We start from the raw sequence: 24134 nt of genomic DNA on the forward strand, positions 1-24134 counted from the left end.
TGATCTTTATTCGCTGCACGATGCGATTCGCCCATGACGCCTGAACTCGGCCAGATCGCCCTGATCCTGGCGTTACTGCTTTCGCTTGCCCAGGGCGTACTGCCGCTGATCGGTGCCTGGCGCGGCAATGGCGCGTTGATGGGCATTGCGCGGCCGGCCGCGGTCGGTCAGGCGCTGTTCGTGTGGATGGCGTTCGGCCTGCTCGCCTGGTCGCTGCTGTCGCTGGATTTTTCGGTGCGCTATGTCGCCGACAACGCCAACATCGCCCTGCCCTGGTACTACCGCTTTGCCGCGGTGTGGGGCGCGCACGAAGGCTCGTTGCTGCTGTGGATCGGGATCCTGTCGACCTGGACGCTGGTGCTGGCCGCCTTCAGCCGGCATCTGCCGCAGCATTTTGCCGCGCGCGTGCTGGCGGTGCTGGGGCTGGTGTCGGTGGGCTTTCTGGCCTTCATCCTGCTGACCTCCAATCCGTTCGCGCGACTGTCGCCGATTCCGCTGGATGGCAACGAACTCAATCCGGTGCTGCAGGACCCGGGCATGACCTTCCACCCGCCGGTGCTGTACACCGGCTACGTCGGCTTCTCGGTGGCGTTCGCGTTTGCGGTGGCGGCCTTGCTGGGTGGCGAACTGGAACAGGCCTGGGTGCGCTGGGCGCGACCGTGGACCAATGTGGCCTGGGCCTGCCTCACCGCCGGTATCGTCGCCGGCAGCTGGTGGGCGTACGCGGAACTGGGCTGGGGCGGCTGGTGGTTCTGGGACCCGGTGGAAAACGCCAGCTTCATGCCGTGGCTGGTCGGCACTGCGCTGATCCACACCCAGGCGATCACCGAAAAACGCGGCAGCCTGCGCGCCTGGACCATCCTGCTGTCGATCCTGGCGTTCTCACTGTCGTTGCTGGGCACCTTCCTGGTGCGCTCGGGCGTGCTGACCTCGGTGCATGCGTTCGCCGCCGATCCGCGCCGCGGCCTGTACATCCTGATCTTCCTGATCGCCGTGGTCGGCGGCTCGTTGCTGCTGTATGCGCTGCGCGCGCCCCGGATCGCCAGCGGCAAACCGTTCGCCGCCGCCTCGCGCGAGACCGCCATCCTGATCGGCAATCTGCTGCTCACCGTGGCGGCGGCGATGGTGTTGCTGGGCACCTTGTTTCCGCTGGTGGCCGATGCCTTCGGCCTGGGCAAGGTGTCGGTGGGGCCGCCCTACTTCGGCTTGCTGTTCCCGCTGCTGATGTTGCCGGTGATGCTGTTGCTGCCGTTCGGCCCGTACCTGCGCTGGGGCAAGGCCGAGGCGGCGCCGTTGCAGGCACTGGGCACGCGCGCCGGCATCGCCGCAGTCGCCTGTGCGCTGGTCGGCAGCCTGTTTGCCGAGGGCCAGCCCCGGGCGATCGCCGGGATCGGCGTTGCCGCATGGGTGGCGGCCGGCACCGCGCTGTACATGTACAAGCGCTGGCGCGAGATGCCGCGCGGCCGGCGGTTTCCGGCGGAAATGGCCGGCATGCTGCTCGCGCACGCGGGCGTGGCGGTGTTCGTGGCCGGCGTGCTGGTGTCGGAAAGCCTGTCGGTCGAACGCGACGTGCGGCTGTCGCCCGGGCAGACCGCCGAGATCGCCGGTTACGCCTTCCGCTTCGACGGCGTGCAACTGATCGACGGGCCGAACTGGAAGGCCGAACAAGGCAGCGTGCAGGTCAGCCGCGATGGCCAGTTGGTCGCGCAACTGCATCCGCAAAAACGCCTGTACAGCAGCGAGCGCATCCAGACCGAATCGGCGATCGACCCCGGTATCACCCGCGATCTGTATGTCGCCCTCGGCGAGCCGCTGGACGATCAACACATCGAATACGACTGGACGCTGCGGCTGTACTACAAACCCTTCATCCGCTGGATCTGGGCCGGCGGCCTGCTGATGATGCTGGGCGGCTTCGTCAGCGCCTGTGCCCGCCGGTTCCGTGCGCCGGCGCTCGCCACGACGGCGGCCACGGCACCGGCACACGGCACCAGTGTCACTGCGCAGGAATCGCACGCATGAACCGTCTGCTGCCCTTGCTGGGTTTTCTGTTGCTGGCGGCGCTGTTCGGCTTCGGCATTTACTGGACGATGCAGCACAACCCGCGCGATGTGCCCTCGCCGTTGATCGGCAAGCCGGCACCGGCGTTCTCGCTGCCGCGGCTGGATCGGCCCGAGCAACGCGTCAGCCGCGATCAGCTGCTGGGCAAGCCTTACGTCCTCAACGTGTTCGGCAGCTGGTGCGCCGAATGCGTGCACGAACATCCGGTGCTGATGGCGCAGGCCAGCCGGCTCGGGGTGGCGTTGATCGGCTATAACTACAAGGACGCGCAAGCCGACGCCACGGCCTGGCTTGCGCAGTACGGCAATCCGTATGCGTTGGTGATTGCCGACGAAGCCGGCCAGACCGCGATCGATTTCGGTGTCTACGGTGCGCCGGAGAGTTTCCTGATCGATGCGCAAGGCGTGATCCGCTACAAGCACATCGGCGTGCTCACGCCTGCGGTCATCCACGACGAGCTGCTGCCCGCCATCGCCGCACTGCCCCAGGGCACGCGGTGATGGCGGCGCGCTGGGTTTGGCGCTGGTACTGGCGCATGCAGGGCCGGCAACTGCGTGTGCTGCTGGTGCTGCTGCTGGGCGTGCTGCTTGCACCGCCGCTGGCGGCGCAGGCGGTGGACCCGCTGCCGTTCAAGAACCGCAGCGACGAAGCGCGTTATCAGCGTCTGACCGCGCAGTTGCGCTGCCTGGTGTGCCAGAACGAGAACCTGGCCGACTCCAATGCCGAGCTTGCGCGCGATCTGCGCCACCAGGTGTTCGCGCAGTTGCAGGCCGGCAGGAGCGATGCGCAGATCAAGCAGTACATGGTCGATCGCTATTCGGACTTCGTGCTGTACGACCCGCCGGTCAAGCGCGGCACCTGGCTGCTGTGGTTCGGTCCGTTGCTGCTGCTGGGTGCCGGTGCGGGCGTGGTGATCCACACCGTGCGCAAACGTGCGCGCGCCGGCACGCCGGTGGCGCCGCAACCGGAGGAAGAATGGTGATGACCGGTTTCTATATCGCAAGCGCCGCGCTGGTGGTCGTCGCCTTGCTGTTGTTGCTGGTGCCGTTGCTGCGTCAGCCAACGCGCATGGGCAATGCACGCTACAGCCTGCCGATTGTGCTGGTGCTCGGCTTGCCGATCGCCACGGCCGGCTTGTATCGGCTGGTCGGCGCGCCGGATGCGATCGCACGGCGTGTGCATGCGACAGCGCAACCGACAGACGCGCCTGCCGTCGCCGCGGGTGAGCAAGCCCGGGCCGCAGAGGCCAACGCCGACGCTGCGCAGGAGCAGGCGCTGGAGTCGTGGATGCAGCAAGCCAGGACCCACGAGCAGGACAACCGCCCCGCCGATGCGCGTGAGGCCTATGCGCAAGCGCTCAAAATCGCGCCGGATCTCAGCGCCGCCATCGTCGGCTGGGTGGCCGCGGACATGGCCACGCGCAGCGATTTCGCCATCGACGCCGACTCACGCAGCCGCCTGCAACAGGTGGTCGCACGCGAGCCGGACCATCAGCGCGGCCTGTGGCTGCTGGGCATCAGCGACTTTCAGCAGCAGGACTACCGCGCTGCCAGCGAGCACTGGCGGCATTTGCATGGCTTGCTCGACGCCGGCTCGCCGATGCAGAAGGCGGTGGCCGACAAGATCGCCGTGGCCGAATCGCTGGCCAGCGCGCGGCAATCCGGGCGCGCAGCGCCCTGAAGCCAACCTCAGGCTGCATCCCTCATCAAAGACGCCCCGGTGCCAGCCGATGGCAGCATCGTCGTGGTATCAGGCGCGATTGACCGCGCAACGCCATCAGGCCGACGGCCCCAACACCTCGTGCAGCTTTCCGCTGAACTCGCCCAGCGTAAACGGCTTGGCGATCATGCTCATGCCGTCGGCAAGAAACTCGCCGCGATCGCGCGCGGTTTCCGCATAGCCGGTCATGAAGATCACCGGTAGATCCCGCCGCGACTGCCGCGCGATCTCCGCCAACTGGCGCCCGTTGAGCCCGGGCAGGCCCACATCGGTCACCAGCAGATCGATGCGCCGTTGCGAAGCCAGGATCGGCAGCGCCGCATCGGCGTCGGCCACCACATCGGCCTCATAGCCCAACTCGTTGAGCAGTTCGGTGACCAGCAGCCGCACCTGTTCGTCGTCTTCCACCACCAACACCTGCTGGCCGCGCCCGGCCACCACGGCACCGGCTTGCGGTTGCGGCGACAGCGCCTGCGGATGGAGACCGGCAGGCAGATACAGGCTCACCGTGGTGCCCTTGCCCAGCTCGGACTCCACCCACACCTGTCCGTTGGACTGCTGCATGAAGCCGTAGATCATCGACATGCCCAGGCCGGTGCCCTGCCCGATCGGCTTGGTGGTGTAGAACGGTTCGAACACGCGCTCCAGCACATCGGCCGGCATGCCGGCGCCGCTGTCGGTCACCGACACCACCACGTAATTGCCCGGCGCCAGCGTCACCCCGCGCCCCAGTTCCAGCGGCTGCGCTTGGACCTGCAACTGCCGGGTGGCGATGCGCAACTGCCCGCCGTCGGGCATGGCGTCGCGGGCATTGATTGCCAGGTTGAGCAGCGCGCTTTCCAGCTGGTTCTCGTCGACATACGCCTGCGGCAGGTCGGCCTGCAGATCGGTTTCCAGATGCACCGATTCGCCCAGCGTGCGCGCCAGCAATTCCTGCAGCGATACCACCAGGTCGTTCAGATGCAGATGCCGCGCTTCCAGCGATTGCCGGCGCGAGAACGCCAGCAGCCGTTGCGTCAGTGCGGCCGCGCGCAGGGCCGAGGCCGACGCCACATCCAGAAAGCGGCCCAGCCCTTCGGTGCGACCCTGGTCGATGCGCAGGCGCGCCAGATCCAGCGCCGACAGGATGCCGGTCAGCATGTTGTTGAAGTCGTGTGCGATGCCGCCGGTGAGCTGGCCCACCGCCTCCATCTTCTGCGCCTGGCGCAATGCCGCTTCGCTGGACTCGCGTGCCAGCATCTGCTGCTGCAGCTCGGCGGTGCGTTCGGCCACCTTGACCTCGAGCAGGCTGGCCTGCTGCTGGATCGATTCCAGCGCCAGCGCGCGCGCGGTGATGTCAGTGGCAAACACATGAAAGCCGTCCACCTGGCCGTCCGCATCCAGGCGCGGCATGTAGCGGATCTCCGCATCGCGCCGGCGTCCGTCGGCGTGCGGCCAACTGGCCTCCACCGTCAACGCCTGCCCGGCCAGTGCGGCCTCGATCCAGGCGCGGCGCTGCTGCACCATCGCCGGCCCCACCACATCCACCATGGACCGCCCGATCACCTCGGCAGGGGGGATGCCGATCCAGTCTTCATACGAGCGGTTGGCGAAGCGGTACACCAGATCCTTGTCGATGAAGGCAATCAGCACCGGTAGTGCGTCGGTGACGCGGCGCAATTCGGCCTCGCTCGACATCAGGGCAGTCCTGCTTTCGGCCAACTGCGCCATCTGGTCGCGAATCACGAACTGCTTCTGGCGCGAGCGCAACGCAGTGGAGATCGCGCTCAACAACGACGACGAGCTCAGCGGCCGTTCCAGCTCGATGACGTTGGTCACTTCCGCCGGCAGCGTGGCCTGGCGCCCGTTGTGGCTGCCACGCGGCGCACGCAACAGCACGAACGGAATATCCGACCAGGCGGCCTGGCTCTGCAGGGCATGCGAGAACTGACGCAGATCTCCGCCCACCGCTTCCTCGGTCAACACCACCACGCCGGAGGCATCGAGCAGGTCGTCCGCCAGCGCAGCCAGCGATCCGTACACCCGGCGCGTCAGTCCGCGCTGACCGACGATGCCGGCAATGCTCTCCGCATCGCGGCCGAACGGCGCGATGATGTGGACGATGGACCCATCCGGGTCACAGGTAGTCAAGTGGACGATCCAGCAACGGCGTGTCGTCCCCAACGAAATGCGGAGTACCGGTCAGCACGCCGTGGAATTTCTCCAGCGGCTCGCTCAGATGGATACCGCCCGTCCCGATGCGCAACTCGCGGATCGAATCCTCATGCGCGCCACTGCGGTTCTTGATCACCGACACGGCCTTGCGGATGCGCCCCTGCGCCTCGAAGAAGCGGAACAGGATGACGGTGTCGGCCATGTAGGAGATATTGAGGTTGCCGGTGGACATCGTGCCGACCAGGCCGTGCTGCGGATTGACCAGGAACGTGGTCACACCGCTCTGGTTGAGGTAGGACAGCAGTTCGTGCATCTGCAGCATCAGCTGCTTTTCCTGCGGCATCGAGGTGAGATAGCCGTTGAGGCTGTCGATCACCAGCACGCGGCAGTTGCGCTGTTCCACACTGGCGCGCACCGCCCAGGCGAACTCGCCCGGGGTCAGCTCGGCCGGATCCATCTGATGCAGTTCCAGCAGGCCCGCGTCCAGATACTTGCGCAGATCCATGCCCAGGCTCTCGGCCCGCGTCAGCAAGGTGCCGGTGCGCTCGTCGAACTCCAGGATGCAGCAATGCTCGCCGCGCTCGCAGGCGGCGGTCACATACTGCAGCGCGATATTGGTCTTGCCCGAACCGGCAGGCCCGGTCAACAGGGTGCTGGTGCCGCGCAGCGGCCCCCCGTGCAGCAGCGCATCGACACGCGCCACGCCACTGGACACCGCATCGCCGATGAACGGCACATGGTGATCGGAGGCGATCAGCCGCGGAAAGATCCGCATGCCGCCGGTGGTGATGGTGATGTCGTGGTAGCCGGCGATGAAATCCACGCCACGCAACTTCTGCACCTGCATGCGCCGCCGCGCCGCGCCGAAATCCAGCGTCATGCGTTCCAGCGAAATCACCCCATGGCACAGGCTATGCAGATGCGCATCGCGTTCGCCGTTCTCGCCGGTGAGGTCATCGACCAGGAACACGGTGATGTTGCGCGGCGCAAAGAACTGCTTGAGCGCCAACACCTGACGCCGGTAGCGCAGCGAATCCTGCGCCAGCAGGCGCAACTCGGACAACGAGTCGAACACCACACGCGTCGGCTTGACCCGGTCCACCTCGGCCTGGATCAGCTTGATGGTGCCGTCCAGCTCCATTTCCCACGGATGCAGGATGGACTGCTGGCGTCCATCGCCCAGAAACGCTTCGGCCGATGCCAGCTCGAAGATATGCAGCGCCTCCAGCGACCAGTTGTGCGAGGCGGCCACTTCGTTGAGCTCGTCGATGGTTTCCGACAAGGTCACGTACAGGCAGCTCTCGCCCTTGGCAGCGCCATCGAGCAGGAACTGCAGCGATGCGGTGGTCTTGCCCGAGCCCGGCTGGCCCTCCAGCAGGTACAGGCGATTGGGCGGCAGGCCGCCGCGCAGGATGGTGTCAAGCCCCGTCGTACCAGTCGTAATGCGGTTTGCGATCATCGGCTTCAGATTTCCCATAGGCTTAAATTTATCACGGGCGCATCACTGCCCGCTGCGCACCACTGAATCGATCAGCTTGCTTGGCGCGAGCTGAGCCCCCGCGATATCGGTAGCGTGCTGTGACCTGCGCCGCGCTTTATGACAGTTCCGACACGTTCGTCACGCGCGTGGGCCTAGCGTTGCACCTGAAGTGCATCGCATGGTTGCGATCGCTCGAGGACTGCGGTGAACCACGCATCATGTAACGCCCGTATCTTGCTGGTCGAAGACGACGATGCCATTCGTGCGATGACCGCAGATATCCTGGGTGACGAGGGCTACCAGGTCATCGTGTCGCCAGACGCCGAGCAGGCGCTGGAGCAGCTCAACCAGGCGCGTCCGTTCGATCTGCTGCTGTCCGATATCTGCCTGCCCGGTATGAACGGGCGCGACCTCGCCGACAATGCGCGCCGTCTGTATCCCGCCCTGCCCATCGTGTTCATGACCGGCTATGCCGGGTCCATCGCCAAGCGTGCGGATTTTCTCGATACCGGCATGCGTCTGTTGACCAAGCCGTTTTCGTTGCGCGACCTGCTGGGCATCGTGCAGACCGCGCTGTAAGCAACCCCGACCGAATCATCGCCAAGCCTGCACGCAGGCCTCAGTGCGATTTGCGTTCCAGCAACTGCGCCACGCGACGTTCCAGGTCCACGGCCAGAAACGGCTTGGTCAGCACCTCCATGCCGTCCTCCAGTTGCCCGGCGCCCACCGCCGCGGTTGCCGCGTAGCCGGTGACGAACAGCACCGGCAGCGTCGGCCGCGACTGCCGCCCCGCGTCGGCGACCTGACGTCCGTTCAATCCACCGGTCAGGCCGACGTCGGTCACCAGCAGATCGATCGTCTCCTGCGAGCGCAGGCGCTCCACTGCGGCGCTGCCTTCGGCGGTCTCGATGACGCGGTAGCCCGCTTCGCTCAGCACTTCGGACATCAGCACGCGGATCGCGGTTTCGTCTTCCACCAGCAGCACCGTGCAGCTTGGCGCGGTGGAACGCAGCGGTTGCTCGGTCGCCGGCACTGCCTCGTCCTGCGCCAGCACGCCATCGAAGCGCGGCAGGTACAGCGCCATGGTGGTGCCGATGCCCACCTCCGAATCGATGCGCACGTGGCCGCCGGACTGGCGGGTGAATCCGTAGATCATCGACAAGCCCAGACCGGTGCCCTGCCCGATCGGCTTGGTGGTGAAGAACGGCTCGAACACCTTGGACATCACATCGGCGCTCATGCCGGTGCCGGTGTCCCGCACGCTCAGGCACACGTACTCGCCGATCGGCAGGTCCAGCTGCTGGGCGGCGCCGGCGTCCAGCACCCGGTTGGCGACGGCGATGGTGAGCTCGCCACCATCGGGCATCGCGTCGCGCGCGTTGATGCACAGGTTCAATAGCGCGTTTTCCAGCTGCGGCGCATCCACCAGCACCTTCCACGGGTCGGCTGCAGGGCGCAGCTGCAAGGCGATCGAAGGCCCCAGCGTACGCGCAATGATGTCGTGCATGCCCTGCACCAGTGCCTGCACCTCCAGCGCGGTGGGCGCCAGGGTCTGCCGGCGCGAAAACGCCAGCAGCCGCTGGGTCAGTGCGGTGGCGCGCGCGGCGCTGGATTGCGCCATTTCCACGTAGCGCTCCAGGCGGTCGTACTTGCCTTGTTCGATGCGCGTCTGCAACAGCTCCAGACCGACGCTGATCGCCGTCAGCAGATTGTTGAAGTCGTGCGCCAGCCCGCCGGTCAGCTGGCCGACCGCCTCCATCTTCTGGCTCTGGCGCAGCTTTTCCTCGGCCAGCAGCAGCGCCGCGCTGCGTTCGCGCACGCGCTCTTCCAGCGTTTCGGTCAGCTGGCGCAGCTGCTGCTCGGCCAGCCGCTTGTCGGTGATGTCGGCCGCGGTGCCGAACCACTCCACGATCTGCTCGCCCTCGTCCAGCAAGGGGATCGCGCGCATCAGGGTCCAACCCACCCGCTGATCGGCATCCAGCACGCGGTATTCCACATCCAGCCCGGTCTTGTTGACGATCGAATGCGCAATGGCTTCGGCCAGCCGCGCGCGATCGTCCGGGTGCACCATCTCCTGCTGCCAGTTCAGGCTTGCCGAGAGCGCATCGCTCAGCGCCCCCTCGCCAACCAGCTGGCGAAGCTCGCGCCAGTCGGCGCTGGCCGAGAAGATCGACTGCGAGGACGCGCGCACCAGCGCATCCAGCCGGCGCTCGCTCTCGCGCAGGGCTTCGCTGGCCAGCCGCTCGGCGGTGCGGTCGCGCAGCACCTTGACAAAGCCGATCGCCGCACCGGTTTCGTCGCGCAGCACCATCAGCGACCCGTTCGCCCAGAAACGCTGGCCGGACTTGCGCACATGCCAGCGCTCGTCCATGCCGCTGCCGCTTTCCAGCGCCGCCGCCGCCTCGATCAGGATCTGCCGGCGCTCCACATCTTCCGGGGTGAAGGTGCGCTCCAGGGTCTGGCCCAGCATCTCGGCCTCGCTCCAGCCCAGAATGCGCTGCGCGCCTTCGTTCCAGGACGTGACCAGGCCGTGCAGGTCGGTGGCGATGATCGCGTAGTCCATCACGCTGTCCAGGATCTGCCGGTTGCGCACTTCCGCCTCGCGCACCGCGCGTTCCAGGCCGATGCGGTCGGTGATGTCCAGGCCCTGCACGAAGATGCCGGAGACGGTGCCATCGGCACCGGCGATCGGCTGGTAGACCAGATCCAGCAGGCGTCGCTCCACCGGGCCGCCCGGCGCGGCCTGCACATTATAGGCCAGCGCATTCGCCGCGTAGGCGCGCCCGGACTGATACACCTCGTCCAGGCGATGCAGATGCCCCTGCTCGACCAGATCCGGCAGGGCCTCGGCCAGCGGCTTGCCGATCACGTCGCGGTGCCCGATCAAGCGCGAATAGCACGGGTTGGCGAACTCCACCCGATGCTGCGGACCGCTCAGAAACGCCATGAACATCGGCGCCTGCTCGAACAACCGGATCAGCCGCTCGTGCTCATCGGCAAGCCGGTTTTGCGCCACCTTGCGGTCGGTGACTTCGTTGGTGACGCAGAACGCGCCGCCCACACGCCCATCGTCCAGATAGATCGGCGAGAACGAGAATGTCCACCAGGTGTCTTCCGGCGTGCCGTAGCGGTTCATGCCGATCGGCACTTCCTCGAAGCGCGAGGCGCGCCCTGCGAACGCGGCCTCGATCGGCGCACGTACCGCCTCCCAGGCATCGGCCCACAATTCCCGCAGCGGCGCACCCAGCGCATGCGGCTGCCGCGGCCCAAGGATCGGCGTATAGGCATCGTTGTAGAAAAAGGTCAGCGCATCGCCCCACACCACATACATGCTTTCCGGCGAGCTGAGCATCAGGCTGACCGCATTGCGCAGCGGCGACGGCCACTGCGTGGTCGGCCCCAGCGGGGTTGCGGCCCAGTCGTAGGCGCGCACGGCCTGCGCCATGGCGCTGTCGCCATACGGAAACGGCGCGCTCATGCGGCGCCCGATCGTGCTGCCGTCCAGCGGCAGTCGTCCTGCGTGCGATGCGCAACGCGGTGCGCGGCCGGCTTACCAATCACCCAAACAAGCATCTTTGACGAACCATTGAAGAAGAACCAGGATCAAACGCCGCGCAGCGCCGGCTGGCAGGAACGGAACGGGCCGAGATGCCGGCCGCACCTGCCAGCCGCACCTGCCAGCGCCATCCGGCGTTGCCGGTGGCGCCCTGCAAGGCGTGCAGCGCCCGCCTACGTTACAACACTCAGGTGACGATGCCTGCCGACTGCGCGCCGGCCCCACCATGGCGTGTTGCCGCGGCAGCCGGCATGGATGCCGCGCCGCGCCGCGGCGCGCCGGCGATGCCCGGCGGTGCGCGTGCCCGGATAAAATCGCGAAATGGCCCAACGGCGTGGCACGATGACGCAAATGCAGGATCGCGATGCACTCATTCACCCGCTGGCTGCGGTGGCCCCGGGGTATCTGGCCAACCATGCTGCACGGGTCTTCAACCGTCTGGTGGATGCGCAACTGCGCCCGCATGGGATGTCGCTGGCACTGCTCGGGCCGATCATGCTGCTGTCCTGGAAAGGGCCGATGCTGCAACGCGACCTGGTGATCGACTCGGCGGTGAAGCAGCCGGCAATGGTGGCCCTGCTGGACAAGCTGGAGGGCCTGCAGCTGATCGAGCGCGCCCCGGCGCCGCAGGACCGCCGCGCCGCAGTGGTCTCGCTCACGCCGCGCGGGCGCAAGATCGCCGAGATCGGCGGCAAGATACTGATCGATCTCAATGCCGATGCGCTGAAGGACTTCTCCCCCGAGGAGGCGCAGCAGACTGTCGCGTTCATGCAGCGCCTGATCGCCAACCTGGAGCAGCGCGACCAGGACATGTAATATCACTCCTGATATTTCTTCTTTCGGGTGATCTGTCATGCCGCGTCGCATCCTCATCACCGGCGCAAGCGTCGCCGGCAACACCGTGGCCTGGGCGCTCGCCCGGCAGGGATTCGACGTCAGCGTCGTCGAGCAGGCCGCGCAGTTTCGCGATGGCGGCCAGAACATCGACGTGCGCGGGGTCGGCCGCGAGGTCCTGCAGCGCATGGGCCTGGAGCAGGCCGCACTCGATCACGGCACCGGTGAGGAAGGCACCGCCTGGGTCGACGACCACGGCCATGCGGTGGCGACCTTCAAGACCGACGACATCGATGGCGATGGCCCGACCGCAGAGCTGGAAATCCTGCGCGGCGACCTCGCCCGCCTCCTCTACGACGCCGCACGCCAGACGGCCGAGTACCGGTTCGGCGACCGCATCGCCAGCATCGACGACGACGGCGAGGCTGCCACCGTCCGCTTCCAGAGCGGACGCAGCGACCACTTCGATGCCGTCATCGTCGCCGAAGGCGTCGGCTCGGCCACACGCGAGCTGGTGTTTCCCGGCGAGAACGACCCGCGCTGGATGGATCTGACCATTGCCTACTTCACCATCGCACGGACCGCCGACGACGACCGCCTGTGGCGTTGGTATCACACCACCGGCGGGCGCAGCATCTCGTTGCGCCCGGACCAGCACGGCACCACGCGCGCGATGCTGTCGCTGCAGAAAGCCCCCGAGGGCGAGCAGGACTGGGACCTGGCGACCCAGAAGGCCTATCTGCGCGAACGCTTCGCCGACGTCGGCTGGCAGGCTGCGCGGGTGCTGGACGGCATGGACACCACCGACGATTTCTACTTCGATGCCTTGCGGCAGGTGCGCATGCCGCGCTGGCACGCCGGCCGCGTCGTGCTGACCGGCGACGCGGCCTGGTGCGCAACCCCGCTGGCCGGCATCGGCGCCACCCTGGCGGTCACCGGCGGCTACGTGCTGGCCAACGAGATCGCACGTGCCGCAACGCTGGAACAGGCCTTCGCCGCCTACGCCGACGCCATGCGGCCGATGGTGGAACAAGGCCAGGGCGTGCCGAAGATCGGCCCGCGCCTGATGAATCCGCACAGCCGGCTCGGCATCCAGCTGCTGCACGGCGCACTGAAATTCGCCAGCCAACCCAGCATCCAGAACATTGCCGCCAAGCTGATGACGCCGTCGATGAAGGCGCCGGATCTGTCGCGCTATGACTGAGGCCGCCTGGATGGCGGCCGTGCTGCGGTGGCGGCACGATGCAAGCTGATCGACGCCTGCCATCGGCCGCAGCACCGGCGCCGCGGCCGTCTCCACGCCTCGGTCATTTGCCGTGCCTGAATCCGCTTCTGCCCCGGCGCTGACCGGTACCAAAGCGCTGCGCTGCGGCCGCGACCGCTGGCTTGCGTTCTGATCGCGATGGCTGACGGCATTGCGAAGCCAACCGTGGATGAATCCTGCCACCGCCGGCGGTTTCATTTCCGCTGACGCAGGCCGCTAACGAACAGGTCGAGACATCCTTCGTGCAGCGGCAACGCTGCCGACCCCATCGGTGTCCCGGGCGCATCGCCTCCCAGCTGTTGCTGGGATTCTCCCCCGCTCTTCCGCTCGCCGGATCACCGATCAAACTCCCTATGTCCCTGCTTTCGAATCTGCGCATCGGTCAGCGCCTGGCCCTCGGCTTCCTCGCGATCATTGTCCTGATGGTGATCCTCACCGTCGTCGGCATCCAGCGCGTACGCAGCATCGACCAGCAGCTCACCGCCATCAACGAAGTGAACAGCGTCAAGCAACGCTATGCGATCAATTTCCGCGGCAGCGTGCACGACCGCGCGATCGCCCTGCGCGATGTCGTGCTGCTGGACGACCCGGCAGAGCGGCACACGGCAGAGCAATCGATCGACAAGCTCGCCGCGGACTACGCCCGCTCCGCCAAGCCGCTGGACGACATGATCGCGGCCTCCACGGACGCGGAAGAAAAGGCCATCCTCCAGCGGATCAAGGCCATCGAGCAGCGCACCATGCCGTTGATCGCGCAGGTGCGCGCGTTCCGCGATGGCGCCGACAAGCCGCATGCCGAACAACGCCTGCTGCAGCAGGCGCGCCCCGCCTTCGTCGCCTGGCTGGCCAGCATCAACGCCTTCATCGACCTGCAGGAAGCCAAGAACCGCGCGGCCGCCAAGGACGCGGTGACCACCGCGCGCGGCTTTGCAATGCTGATGGTGGTCTCCACCGTCATCGCCTTGCTGCTGGGCGCCACCATTGCGTGGTTGCTGACCCGCAGCGTGGTGCTGCCCTTGCGCCAATCGCTGCGGCTGGCCGAGCGCATCAACGACGGCGACCTGCGCAGCCAGGACCTGCCCACCAGCAAGGACGAATCCGGCCAGCTGCTGCGCGCCATGCAGCAGATGCAGCGCCGCCTGCAGGATGTGATCTCCGCTCAACGCAACATGGCGGCCCGCCACGATGCCGGCGAGATCAGCTACCGCACCGACGCCCAGCAGTTCCCCGGCGAATACGGGCACATGGTGCAGGACACCAACGCCCTGGTACATGCGCACGTGCAGACCCAGCTGCGCATGACCGAGGTCATGGGCAGCTATGCCATCGGCGACCTGGCTCCCGAAATCGAGCAATACCCCGGCGAAAAGGCCGCCATCACCGCCACCATGCAGCAGGTCAAGCAGAACCTGCGCGCCATCAACGCGCAGATCCAGCAGCTCACGCAGGCTGCCTGCGCCGGCAACTTCGCGCTGCGCGGCCAGCCGGAAAAGTTCGAACACGACTTCCGCCTGATGGTCGAAAACCTCAACACCATGATGGCCACCTCCGACACCAACCTGGCCAGGTTTTCCGACCTGCTGCGGTGCATCGCCGATGGCGACCTGACCGTGCGCATGACCGGCAACTTCCACGGCGTGTTCGCCTCCATGCGCGACGATGCCAACAGCACCGTGCATCGCCTCACCGACATCGTCACGCATATCCAGACCACCTCCAACAGCATCGGTTTTGCCGCCGAAGACATCGCCAGCGGCAACCAGGAACTGTCCCGCCGCAGCGAACAACAGGCCGCCAGCCTGGAAGAAACCGCTGCCTCGATGGAAGAGCTGACCTCCACCGTCAAGCAGAATGCCGAGCACGCCGGCCGTGCCAATCAGCTCGCGCTGGGCGCCGCCGCCATCGCCTCGGAGGGACGCGACGTGGTTGGCCAGGTCATCGAACAGATGTCCGGCATCGAAGCCTCGTCCAGGCGTATCGCCGACATCATCTCGGTCATCGACGGCATCGCCTTCCAGACCAATATCCTCGCGCTCAATGCCGCCGTCGAGGCCGCACGCGCCGGCGAACAAGGCCGCGGTTTTGCCGTGGTGGCCTCGGAAGTGCGCACCCTCTCGCACCGCTCATCGGACGCCGCCAAGGAGATCAAACGCCTGATCGAGGACTCCGTGCAGCGCGTCGCCGACGGTGCAACGCTGGTGCACAAGGCCGGCACCACCATGGGCGAGGTCGTCACCAGCGTCCAGCATGTCACCGACATCATGGGCCACATCTCCGCCGCCTCGCAGGAACAGGCCGGCGGCATCGAACAGGTCAACCTGACCATCGCCCAGATGGACGAAACCACCCAGCAGAACGTCAGCCTGGTCGAAGCCGCGAGCACGGCGGCCCGTTCGCTGGAAGCACATTCGACCCAGCTGACGCAGGCGGTCGAGGTGTTCAAGGTCAATGCCTCGGTGATCTGACTGGCCGGGTAGTGCGATCCTTAGTGACTGGCCGTGTTGCTGCCTGCGCTCGCGCAACGCTGCGCACTTGCGCGAGCGCATCACGGCGAAGTGACGCTGCATCGCATTGATGTGGTCGCTACATCCGCACAGTGCACCGAAGACATCAGCTTGCATCTCCACAACACACGGGCATGATTGCCGCCATGGAACGTCTCCGCCCCTTCCGCACGCTGGTGCTTGCAACACTTCTTGTCGCCTGGCTTGCCGCGTGCGCGGCAGCTGGGTCCATCACCAGCCAGCCCATCGAAGGCGCGGTGCGGCTGGGAGAAATCGCGGCGGTCGATGGCCCCAAGGTTCGTCCCGACCGCGTCATCGAAGACAGCCGTTGCCCGGCCGAGGTGCAGTGCGTCGTGGCGGGCCGGCTGATCGTCAGGGCAACCGTGCTCGGCGGCGGCTGGTCCAAACAGATCGATCTCACACTTGGCGTCCCGGTGGCTGTGGCCGATGGCCAGTTGACGTTGGTCGACGCCACTGCCCCACCAGCAGACTCGGCAACGGCCGCCGCGTCGAACATGCGCTTCACCTTCCGCTTTCAGGGTGGGCGTTGATCAAAGTGCTTCAGGCCCGGGGCGATGCAGCACGACCGCTAGGCCCTGCAGGCGCCCACACGTCATCCAGTGCTGCTCGTAGCCGTTGAACCGAGGCGTACGCTTGTTCCCGCGTTGCAAAGCCTGAGAATCCCATCAGCAAACCGCCCGACGATGAGGGGCGCATTCGCCACCTGCTCAGTGCCTGGAGTGGCAGTCCGTGTGCTTGGGCGGCCTGCGCCAGCAGCGCATCGAGTTGGACAGCCTGGCCGGGTGGCGGGTGAGTCCGCATTTCAGCGACCGTGAGCGCCTGGCCCTGGGGTGGACCGAGTCATTGACAGATATCGCAAACAGCCGAGCCCCTGACGATGACTTTGCTCTTCTAAAAGCCCATTTCAGTGACGCCGAGATCGCTGACCTGAGCTTTGCCATCGCGCTGATGGCTGCATTCAATCGTTTGGCGATTGGCATGCGTCAGTAAGCTCCAGCACGTCAATGCAGACTGCCCGCCCTGTCTCGCAACGCTGATAGCCGCCAAGGCTCAGAACAGGAGCTTGACGGCCGGCTAGCGTCCGGCGCCAGCACACTGCACTGCTGGCGACTGCTCATTGTTGCCTTTGCTGATCCAGGCACGGCGTATGACTACGCTACGTACTGGATGGCCGGGTGCTGTGCGTCGAGCGGAATGGCAAGCGCTGCCTTGCAGTAGCCCGGGCTAGGATTGCCCTCTGGCCTGGGGAAAACAGCGCTCCATTCGATCCGTCCACGCTGCCAACTGCTCAAGCGTATACGCCTCGATCGGCTTTGCCATTGTCGAGGAGGCCTTGTGTTGCGAAACGGTCGCAACCAAGGAGGAGGAAAGGCGATCCCAACAACGCATCAGCAGCACCGGGGATGGATGCGAAGCAACCAGGGCCTCAAGCACCGCGCCCTGCGCCACCCTTGCTGCCTGCAGGTCGCTCAAGGCATCCACAACCGCTGTCATCCATTGCTCGTTCAACTGCTCCATACCTTTCAACAACGCTGTGGGAAGCGCATAGCGTATCCGGATCCACATGTCCTTGGTGGTGCGTTTTGCCAGTCGGCGCAAACACAGCTGAACAAGCAAGGTGATGCCGAGTTCAAGCAGAGCACTGCGTGACAGACGTCAGCGGTCACCACTAGCTAACCTAGTTTCTGCAACGTAGAACCATGGCTTGAAGAGATGCATGCCAGGACGAAACCACGCTGGTTGGTCGATGATCGATACCAGCTGACGTTGAGCCCAGCAATCAATGCTCAAGCTGTGATCAGGCAGCTCAAGCCGGATGGCGAAGGCACCAAGGACATCGTCACTTCGAAGCGATGTGCAGTCCAACCTGAAACGAATCCCCAGCCACCACCAGAAAATGAAATGAGAGCATGGAGCAGCTGCCAACTGAAGCGCTGCGCTGATGCAGACCTTGCTTGAACTCAATGCAAACCTGCCAGCAATGAAGGTTGAAATCCAGGCGCTGCCAGCAGCGTCTTCACCGCACACGGCGACATCGGCCGGCCTTACTTCAATGGGCGGATCACGGTCGAGCGCCTGAAACAGCGCATGTCTTTCCCTCGTCGCAGTCAGCAACCCATGCCCTCTGGCACAGGACGCTTGTCAATCTCGTGGTTACCGTTCGAGCACCTACTCGATCCTTCGTCCAGCATGTTTCAACAAGGCTCCTCAAGCGCACATCCCCGCCCGGGCATTCCTGTACTGGGACATCCTCTGGCACGCATCGCAGCGATCGCCGTCATCCTCGCACTGGCGCACTACCGCTGGGTGCAGTTTCCCTGGCGGATGCCGCTTGTCGGCATTCTAGCGATTGCCCTGGTCTGGCTGGAAACGCGCTCGCTGAGTGCCTGCGGATTAAAGCATCAGTCGTCTCGCGCCTGGTTAGGCTGGACACTGCTGCTGCTTGCGCTGGTCATCGGCGTCATCAATCCGTTCGTGCAACCGCTGATCGATGCGCTGACCGGGACCAAGGCCGACTACAGCGGGTACGGCGCACTGCTTGGCAACGTCAACGCGGCTGCCCACCTGGCAGGCGGCGCCTGGCTCAGCGCGGCGCTTGGCGAGGAACTGGTCTTCCGTGCGTTCCTGATGCACCACCTCGATCACCTGCTGGGCCGCCATCGTGGCGGACGCGTGATGGCGGCAGTGGCAGGGGGAACCCTGTTTGGCGCGATGCACCTGACCCAAGGCATCTCGGGGGTGCTGCTGGCCGGGCTTGTCGGCGCGTTGTTCGGCTATGTCTATCTGCGATCACGACGCAACCTCTGGGCGATGATCCTGGCGCATGGCTTGATCGATACCTGGGGCATTGCGACGCTGTATCTGGGTTGGTATTAGCAGACACCCACCAGGATCCGCCTGCTTCGGTGCCTCACTGCCAGCAAATCCTTGGCACGTCATCCACGGATGCTGGACGATAGCGCCTTGTCCCTCTCTACACGAGCATTGTCAGACATGGCCACCGATAGCGTGCTCTCGATCGTTCAAGCGCAGCTGGATGCCTACAACGCCAAGGATATCGACGCCTTGCTGGCCACCTATGCTGACGATGCCGAGCATTACACCTTGCACGGAACACAGCTGGCCAAAGGGCATGCCATGCTTCGCGAGCGGTTTCTGGCCCGCTTTCAGGAGCCGGACCTGCATGCGCAGCTGTTGTCGCGGACCGTCGTCGGCAACATCGTCGCCGACGCGGAGCGCATCACCCGCAACTTTCCTGAAGGGATCGGCCGTGTTGAGATGCTATGCATCTACGAGGTGGTCGATGGAAAAATCCGGAGAGCCTCATTCGCGACCGGCGCACGCATCGACACCGCACCTGCCCGATGAAACATTTCAGGCGATCGGTCTAGACCGGGCGCCTTTTCAGGCCGGGCGTAGAAAAGCCATTGAACGCATTCTGGTTTCCAGTGCACCGCCCTGCTTCCCGGCATTACCAGGTCACAGGGCGGCATTGGCTACACGCGTTATGCAGCCAATGCGAGCTTCGTCTTGCCGGAGGCGCTGCGTGAGCTGTTGGCAACACTCTCCACCAACGCAGTCGCCTGATCCTCAAGTGCGCGGGCCGACGATGCCATGGTGTCAACAAGAGCGGAGTTTTGCTGGGTCGCTGCATCCATCTGCGAGATGGTTTGGTTGATCTGCTCGATGCCAGCGCTTTGCTCGTGACTGGCCGCGGCAATGCCGCTCATGATGTCGTTGACCTGCCGCACCGAGGAAAGCAGTTCTTCCATGGCCTTGCCCGCCACGTTGACCTGCTCCGCGCCCTGCCCCACCTTCGCACCCGAGTCGGCGATCAGGTCGCGGATCTCCTTGGCCGCCATGGTGCAGCGCTGCGCGAGGCTGCGTACCTCGGACGCGACGACCGCAAAGCCACGCCCCTGCTCGCCGGCCCGCGCCGCTTCCACGGCAGCGTTCAAGGCAAGGATATTGGTCTGGAACGCGATGCCATCGATGACGGTGATGATTTCGCCGATCTTCCGCGACGACGCCTGGATTGCCGCCATGGTGCTGACGACACCATTGACCAGCTCACCGCCATGCAACGCGGTCTCCGCGGCCTTGCTCGCCAGTGAATTGGCCTGACGCGCACCTTCGGCGTTCTTGCGAACGATGCTGGTCATCTCCTCCATGGAGCTTGCAGTCTCCTCGAGCGCCGCCGCCTGCTGCTCCGTGCGCCGCGACAGGTCATCGTTGCTGCGCACGATGTCGCCTGCCGCACTGCTGAGCGTGTTTGCCACCTCGCCCAGCTGACGCCCGGCTTCCACGTCCATCAATGCTCCAACCGCGCGCAACGGCGTGCCATCGGCAGCGCGCTTGGTCAGGCCGCGTGCGCGGAACCAGCGGTACTGGCCGTTCTTGAGCTGCAGGCGATACTCGATATCGAAGTTGGTGCGGCCACTGCGGTCGTTCAAATGCGCCGCGAACGCGTTCAGCGAACGCTCCTTGTCTTCCGGGTGCAGCCGTGACGCCCAGCTATCGAGCACGTTGGGGAAGTCCTGCTCGGACTCGAAGCCGAGCAGGTGGCGGAACTGCTGCGACCACCAGAATTCGTTGTTCGGATTGATCGGGTCACCCGCGATCACGCTCATGTCCCACAAGCCGTCGCTGAGCATCTGCGAGCCGAGCTCGAAGCGCGTCAGCGTGATGTCGAGGAACTGCTCCCGCGCGCGACGCTCGGTGATGTCGGTGAGCGAACCCGCCACCCGGAGCGGCAAGCCCTGTGCATCGCGCTCGGTAGTGCCAAATGCGCGGAACCAGCGATATTCGCCGGACTTCAGACGCAGGCGGTTTTCGACGTCGTAAGGAGTTCGACCGCTGCGATCGGCAAGGTGCGCCGCAAAGGCATCCAGCGTCGGCTGCTTGTCATCCGGGTGCAGGCATGCGACCCAACTGTCCAGGACATTGGGAAAATCCTGTTCAGAGGCAAAGCCCAGTAGCCGACGCATCTGCGGCGACCACCACACCGGGCTGTCGGGGTGGCTGGGATCCCCGGCAATGACACCAATGTCCCAGAGCCCGTCGGTCGTACCACTGGCGACCAGCTCGAAACGGCCCTCCAGATGGCGTAACGCGGTCGTCGCGTCTTCCGCCTGGGCCTTGGCCAGATCACGCTCCTGCTGGGCCGCATACAAACGCTCGGCCATTTTCTTGAGCAGCAGAGCCGATCCGTTATTGGGCCACTGCGCACTGCCACCTTTCAACGTGGCATCAACCGCCTTGGTCAGTGCGTCCACCTTGTGGCTGTCGGAGAAAAACATAGCGGCCTCTGCTGCTTGCGTTGGGGATGCGTCCCTAGCGGCAGCGATCGGTCGTTCTTGATGGTCCTTTCCCGATCCATCACCCTGGGTGAGTCGAGCATTCAGCTAGACAGCAGCAGTCCCGGTGGATCGAGTCCGCTGTCTGCTAGTCCTCGCCAAACGCAGCGGCGGTCACCCTGGCATGCCACGCGAGTCGACGCAGTCGCTCAACGACTGATCAAAATCCTCGCCTGGCAGCTGCGATCCAGGGGCACTCCGGCCCCCCGGATACAGGCGTGCTGCACGACACGTGCACGCAGCAGGAGCAGCTAGACGCCAGTCGGCTCGTGGATCGGGCAGCGATTGAACTCGGAGCGGAATCGGCGCGAGGCTGCCATCACGATACGGCGCGCCCGGTTGATGGCGCCCAGCGGCCGGTGCGCGGCCAAGGCATGCCACGGCGAGAAGGCGATGCGGTCTTCCAGCTGCTGCGAGTTCTCTCCGTCCCAACCGGCCTGGCGCTCGACCACCACGCGCGCGACTGCCACAAAGGGGCTGATGGATTGCGGCCATTCTATCGACGCATCCTCGACCGGCATCTTTTCCACGTCCCGGCACAGCTGCACGCGCAGCTCCCACTCGGCCGGGCTATCCAGGGTGCTGATGGCGTGATGAACGGCCTCGCGCTGCGCATCCGGGGAGTCGCCAACTTCCTGCCCATCGAGTTCAACGAGATTGCTGGATATCGGCGCAAGCGAGAACTTGGCGATGTAACGCCCGTAGAGATACGGCACCTGCGAGAAAAACGTCTCGCCCAGCGGATGAACCTGCGGCTGTCCGCCCATCTGCTTGATGCTGCCGCTTCCCCCGCCGATCTTTTCAAGCGTGTGCTCGACACCCCGAAGCACTTTTGAAAGCGCCGCCTTGGCGCCTGGCGCCTTTTCCGTGGTCGTCGCCAGCACCCGGAAATTACGCAAGAACCCGTCGGGACCGGGGGTGGTGAAGGAAGGGCCATTGACCATCAAGAAATCCTGGCTGTGCTTCTCGTCTCCGCCCTCGACGCGCTCGCCGCTGACACCCAACACCTTCAACGCCAGGGCACGCGGAGTCGACACAGCATCGCTCAGTTGTTCTGCAGGTGGCGATGACAGGCGGATGTAAGCATCGTATTGCCCAGGCCCTGCGAACAGGCCTTGTCGCAGCTCTTCAGGCAGATCGTTGAATACGCTGAGCCTGGCGGTGAACAGGCCCTGCCCTTTCGCATGGACTGCGCGGTGCGCATGACCTTCCTTTTCCGCCACCGTCGTTGCCATGTCAACGAACAGCGCTTCCAGGGAACGAATGGTTTCCTGCTCACTGACGCTGGGCGTTTCCAGATCGGGGCGATATTCGACGGGCGCGTTCATTGGGTTCCTGGCTTTATGGCTGGTCAGGCCAATGTGCTCCACCCGCTGTTTACGCTCCGTCGAAGCCGTAGGCAGTCACTTGTCGAGGGCCACACTCCTACTCTGGCCTGCCGTTGCAATGGCAATGGCTAATAGACGGGCGATGCAGCCTACGCCCGGCATTCCTTTCGCTTTTCTGGTCGAAGCTGCCGCTTCGTTGGAGAAACCCGCGGCAGTACTCGCAGGCGGCTGATCTTGCTCATTTCATGAACAATTTATAGCCAAGCCACGCCCCTGATGTTTTTCCTCGTTCGCTGCCGCAAGGCTTAACTCCCATCAGCACACCAACACACAGTAATCACCGTTTGAAAGACGGCGGTGTTGTCGCACTGGCAGCCTGCACCTGCACCGAGGTCAGGGCACTCGCTCAAACGACACCATATCGCGTTGACCATGCAAGAGCAGCGAAAGCACGGCGCTGCCATCCGGACGCATCTGCATCCTGGCTTGGCTGTCGCTGAGCCCCCGGCAGTAGCCTCTATCGTTGGCACCGATCCAGGCAGTCAAAGCACCTGCCTCATGCCCGGCATAGCGCAATTCCACTTGGCAGTCCCGAGGAGCGCCATAGCGCAGGCGACCGACCACATCACCCGGCCGGACCGCCGTCGCCACCAGGTCCAGCTGCGCCGACGTCAGGCCGCTTGAGCGCCAGCGCCCTGCTTCGGTCAACGCTGCATCGGCCTTCTGGTCCAGGGCAATGACAAGCGGCGCCTCGCGACCCAGCAGCGTGAGCTGAATGCCTGGTGCCATCCCATCCCCTGCCTGGAGCTGGGCACGCCCGCCGGAGAGCGCATCGCAGAACTTGCCACCATTGCGCGACTGCAGCGCGTAATCGTCTGCTTGCGCACGCAGCTCCAGTGCGCAATTGAACGGGGGCCCGAATCGCAGGTCCGCACCCTGCCTGCCATCGGCTCCTGCTGCACGAGCTCTCAGAACGACATAAACCGGCCCGGTGCCGCCGCGGGTGGACAGGATTCCGCGCCAATCCCCAGGCGGAATGCTGTCAGCCGCAGCAGCCGCAGCAGCCGGTGCTGCAGGCAGCACCAGGCAAAGCGCGAGCGCCGAAATCATGCGAAAGATGCGACGCAGACGATGATGTCGAGCAGACATTGGAAGCCCCCATGGCGAATTTGACCGAGTGAAAAGGCCGTCCCGGCGCTACCCAGCAACGGCCGCAGCGATCGCGGAGACGGCAAGCAGATGATGGCCATAAATCAGCTGCTGCGCCGAGACAGACGGCAGAGATTTGCACACGCGTTGGCCGCATCGGTTGGCGGCTGCCCCGCGCCTGATTCATACGATGGGCATGAACGTCGCTGATCGCCGCCCGGCGATCGGATGACACCCACTTCAAGCCCCAACACACGCGAGCAGGCATCAACACACCGCAGTGCCATGAAGAAACCCTCCGGCTGTCCACGGCTCGACGACTCAGTGACCGCGATGACGAACGGACCGCGGCGCCAAGTACCGGACAGGAGATGGGACGAATCGGCGGGTCTTGAAAAAAGCGGGCGCCTTAGTGCTCTGCAGCGACATATGGCGGAGAGAGTGGGATCGGATCACCTCCGATTTAACCCATTCAATCCGTTGCAGAAAGCGTGCTCGGCAGGTTTCCTGTCAATGTTTCCTCGATCATAACGCCGGGCTTGGCTCGATTGCTAGCGCCCGCTTGCCATCGGCAAGTTGCTGACGCCATTGTCTGTCTGCATAAACTCGGACCTCACAGACATGAGCAACTCAAACAGCCCGCTTGAAGCACGTGTCGCCGTATTGGTCGACTGCGACAACGTGTCAACCGACATCGTGGAGCACGC

20 protein-coding genes are annotated in these 24134 nt (G+C 65.1%); 12 read left to right on the forward strand and 8 right to left on the reverse strand.

Translation table 11 applies throughout. The annotated features are described in order from the left end of the window. Positions 1-33 precede the first annotated feature (33 nt). Genes AC1KVE_RS13280 through AC1KVE_RS13295 form a run of 4 tightly spaced genes read left to right on the forward strand, consistent with a single transcriptional unit; the run spans position 34 to position 3741 of the window. The gene (locus tag AC1KVE_RS13280) at positions 34-2022 is read left to right on the forward strand and encodes a heme lyase CcmF/NrfE family subunit (RefSeq protein WP_184455684.1); all 1989 of its coding nucleotides are present in this window, start codon (positions 34-36) and stop codon (positions 2020-2022) included. Next, positions 2019-2561, forward strand: a complete 543-nt coding sequence (locus tag AC1KVE_RS13285; protein WP_024940340.1) for a DsbE family thiol:disulfide interchange protein — start codon at positions 2019-2021, stop codon at positions 2559-2561. The genes AC1KVE_RS13280 and AC1KVE_RS13285 overlap by 4 nt, the downstream gene beginning before the upstream one ends. Further along, entirely contained in the window at positions 2561-3043 is a 483-nt protein-coding gene (locus tag AC1KVE_RS13290; RefSeq protein ID WP_184455682.1) for a cytochrome c-type biogenesis protein, read from the forward strand. The genes AC1KVE_RS13285 and AC1KVE_RS13290 overlap by 1 nt, the downstream gene beginning before the upstream one ends. Continuing rightward, entirely contained in the window at positions 3037-3741 is a 705-nt protein-coding gene (locus AC1KVE_RS13295; RefSeq protein ID WP_184455680.1) for a tetratricopeptide repeat protein, read from the forward strand. The genes AC1KVE_RS13290 and AC1KVE_RS13295 overlap by 7 nt, the downstream gene beginning before the upstream one ends. Positions 3742-3837: 96 nt before the next feature. On the opposite strand, the gene AC1KVE_RS13300 is transcribed toward AC1KVE_RS13295, so the two are convergent. Further along, positions 3838-5910: a PAS domain-containing sensor histidine kinase gene (locus AC1KVE_RS13300; RefSeq protein WP_228911019.1), complete on the reverse strand. Its 2073-nt coding sequence runs from the start codon at positions 5908-5910 to the stop codon at positions 3838-3840. Next, positions 5897-7411: an ATPase domain-containing protein gene (locus AC1KVE_RS13305; RefSeq protein WP_024940164.1), complete on the reverse strand. Its 1515-nt coding sequence runs from the start codon at positions 7409-7411 to the stop codon at positions 5897-5899. The genes AC1KVE_RS13300 and AC1KVE_RS13305 overlap by 14 nt, the downstream gene beginning before the upstream one ends. Before the next feature lie 237 nt (positions 7412-7648). Here AC1KVE_RS13305 and AC1KVE_RS13310 point away from each other — a divergent pair, with 237 nt between their 5' ends. Next, entirely contained in the window at positions 7649-7993 is a 345-nt protein-coding gene (locus tag AC1KVE_RS13310) for a response regulator (protein WP_102252252.1), read from the forward strand. A 40-nt stretch (positions 7994-8033) separates the two neighbouring features. On the opposite strand, the gene AC1KVE_RS13315 is transcribed toward AC1KVE_RS13310, so the two are convergent. Further along, on the reverse strand, positions 8034-10892 hold the full coding sequence (locus AC1KVE_RS13315; RefSeq protein ID WP_481092248.1) for a hybrid sensor histidine kinase/response regulator: 2859 nt from the start codon (positions 10890-10892) through the stop codon (positions 8034-8036). Positions 10893-11321: 429 nt separating this feature from the next. Here AC1KVE_RS13315 and AC1KVE_RS13320 point away from each other — a divergent pair, with 429 nt between their 5' ends. The 5 genes from AC1KVE_RS13320 (at position 11322) to AC1KVE_RS13340 (ending at position 16583) form a co-directional block, all read left to right on the forward strand. Next, the gene (locus tag AC1KVE_RS13320; RefSeq protein WP_102252291.1) at positions 11322-11786 is read left to right on the forward strand and encodes a MarR family winged helix-turn-helix transcriptional regulator; all 465 of its coding nucleotides are present in this window, start codon (positions 11322-11324) and stop codon (positions 11784-11786) included. Positions 11787-11823: 37 nt separating this feature from the next. After that, complete coding sequence (locus AC1KVE_RS13325) at positions 11824-13008, forward strand: FAD-dependent monooxygenase (RefSeq protein WP_104552738.1); 1185 nt, start codon at positions 11824-11826, stop codon at positions 13006-13008. A 413-nt stretch (positions 13009-13421) separates the two neighbouring features. After that, positions 13422-15533 (forward strand): methyl-accepting chemotaxis protein, encoded by a 2112-nt coding sequence (locus tag AC1KVE_RS13330; RefSeq protein WP_104552739.1) that lies wholly within the window; start codon positions 13422-13424, stop codon positions 15531-15533. 185 nt (positions 15534-15718) lie between these two features. Then, the gene (locus AC1KVE_RS13335) at positions 15719-16123 is read left to right on the forward strand and encodes a hypothetical protein (protein WP_425523961.1); all 405 of its coding nucleotides are present in this window, start codon (positions 15719-15721) and stop codon (positions 16121-16123) included. Between the two features lie 205 nt (positions 16124-16328). Then, the gene (locus tag AC1KVE_RS13340) at positions 16329-16583 is read left to right on the forward strand and encodes a carboxymuconolactone decarboxylase family protein (RefSeq protein ID WP_202975120.1); all 255 of its coding nucleotides are present in this window, start codon (positions 16329-16331) and stop codon (positions 16581-16583) included. Positions 16584-16817: 234 nt separating this feature from the next. Here AC1KVE_RS13340 and AC1KVE_RS13345 read toward each other — a convergent pair whose 3' ends face one another. Together AC1KVE_RS13345 and AC1KVE_RS13350 are read right to left on the reverse strand one after the other, a co-directional pair. Continuing rightward, positions 16818-17210 carry a hypothetical protein gene (locus AC1KVE_RS13345; protein WP_374057720.1) on the reverse strand — a complete coding sequence of 131 codons (393 nt, stop codon included), beginning with the start codon at positions 17208-17210 and terminating at the stop codon, positions 16818-16820. A gap of 39 nt (positions 17211-17249) precedes the next feature. Further along, a complete protein-coding gene (locus AC1KVE_RS13350) occupies positions 17250-17708 on the reverse strand; it encodes a hypothetical protein (protein ID WP_481092247.1) in 459 nt (152 codons plus the stop codon). Positions 17709-17918: 210 nt separating this feature from the next. Here AC1KVE_RS13350 and AC1KVE_RS13355 point away from each other — a divergent pair, with 210 nt between their 5' ends. Further along, positions 17919-18470, forward strand: coding sequence for a CPBP family intramembrane glutamic endopeptidase (locus AC1KVE_RS13355; protein WP_184456477.1), 552 nt, complete (start codon positions 17919-17921; stop codon positions 18468-18470). 117 nt (positions 18471-18587) lie between these two features. Beyond that, a complete protein-coding gene (locus AC1KVE_RS13360) occupies positions 18588-18962 on the forward strand; it encodes a nuclear transport factor 2 family protein (RefSeq protein ID WP_104608104.1) in 375 nt (124 codons plus the stop codon). Between the two features lie 137 nt (positions 18963-19099). Here the strand turns inward: AC1KVE_RS13360 and AC1KVE_RS13365 are convergent, their stop codons facing one another. The 3 genes from AC1KVE_RS13365 to AC1KVE_RS13375 form a co-directional block, all read right to left on the reverse strand. Beyond that, positions 19100-20893, reverse strand: a complete 1794-nt coding sequence (locus AC1KVE_RS13365) for a methyl-accepting chemotaxis protein (RefSeq protein ID WP_184380122.1) — start codon at positions 20891-20893, stop codon at positions 19100-19102. 308 nt (positions 20894-21201) lie between these two features. Further along, on the reverse strand, positions 21202-22278 hold the full coding sequence (locus AC1KVE_RS13370) for a catalase family protein (RefSeq protein ID WP_184380119.1): 1077 nt from the start codon (positions 22276-22278) through the stop codon (positions 21202-21204). A gap of 393 nt (positions 22279-22671) precedes the next feature. Then, the gene (locus tag AC1KVE_RS13375) at positions 22672-23427 is read right to left on the reverse strand and encodes a hypothetical protein (RefSeq protein WP_184455666.1); all 756 of its coding nucleotides are present in this window, start codon (positions 23425-23427) and stop codon (positions 22672-22674) included. Between the last annotated feature and the right edge of the window lie 707 nt (positions 23428-24134).

It is taken from the genome of Xanthomonas sp. NCPPB 2864 (genome assembly GCF_056675615.1).

Excerpts from the sequence above, each read along its gene's own strand:
- AC1KVE_RS13280 (WP_184455684.1), top strand. The coding sequence starts at position 34 with ATGACGCCTGAACTCGGCCAGATCGCCCTGATCCTGGCGTTACTGCTT.
- AC1KVE_RS13285 (WP_024940340.1), top strand. The coding sequence starts at position 2,019 with ATGAACCGTCTGCTGCCCTTGCTGGGTTTTCTGTTGCTGGCGGCGCTG.
- AC1KVE_RS13290 (WP_184455682.1), top strand. The coding sequence starts at position 2,561 with ATGGCGGCGCGCTGGGTTTGGCGCTGGTACTGGCGCATGCAGGGCCGG.
- AC1KVE_RS13295 (WP_184455680.1), top strand. The coding sequence starts at position 3,037 with ATGGTGATGACCGGTTTCTATATCGCAAGCGCCGCGCTGGTGGTCGTC.
- AC1KVE_RS13305 (WP_024940164.1), bottom strand. The coding sequence starts at position 7,411 with ATGGGAAATCTGAAGCCGATGATCGCAAACCGCATTACGACTGGTACG.
- AC1KVE_RS13315 (WP_481092248.1), bottom strand. The coding sequence starts at position 10,892 with ATGAGCGCGCCGTTTCCGTATGGCGACAGCGCCATGGCGCAGGCCGTG.
- AC1KVE_RS13320 (WP_102252291.1), top strand. The coding sequence starts at position 11,322 with ATGCAGGATCGCGATGCACTCATTCACCCGCTGGCTGCGGTGGCCCCG.
- AC1KVE_RS13325 (WP_104552738.1), top strand. The coding sequence starts at position 11,824 with ATGCCGCGTCGCATCCTCATCACCGGCGCAAGCGTCGCCGGCAACACC.
- AC1KVE_RS13330 (WP_104552739.1), top strand. The coding sequence starts at position 13,422 with ATGTCCCTGCTTTCGAATCTGCGCATCGGTCAGCGCCTGGCCCTCGGC.
- AC1KVE_RS13335 (WP_425523961.1), top strand. The coding sequence starts at position 15,719 with ATGGAACGTCTCCGCCCCTTCCGCACGCTGGTGCTTGCAACACTTCTT.
- AC1KVE_RS13355 (WP_184456477.1), top strand. The coding sequence starts at position 17,919 with ATGCCGCTTGTCGGCATTCTAGCGATTGCCCTGGTCTGGCTGGAAACG.
- AC1KVE_RS13360 (WP_104608104.1), top strand. The coding sequence starts at position 18,588 with ATGGCCACCGATAGCGTGCTCTCGATCGTTCAAGCGCAGCTGGATGCC.
- AC1KVE_RS13365 (WP_184380122.1), bottom strand. The coding sequence starts at position 20,893 with ATGTTTTTCTCCGACAGCCACAAGGTGGACGCACTGACCAAGGCGGTT.
- AC1KVE_RS13370 (WP_184380119.1), bottom strand. The coding sequence starts at position 22,278 with ATGAACGCGCCCGTCGAATATCGCCCCGATCTGGAAACGCCCAGCGTC.
- AC1KVE_RS13375 (WP_184455666.1), bottom strand. The coding sequence starts at position 23,427 with ATGTCTGCTCGACATCATCGTCTGCGTCGCATCTTTCGCATGATTTCG.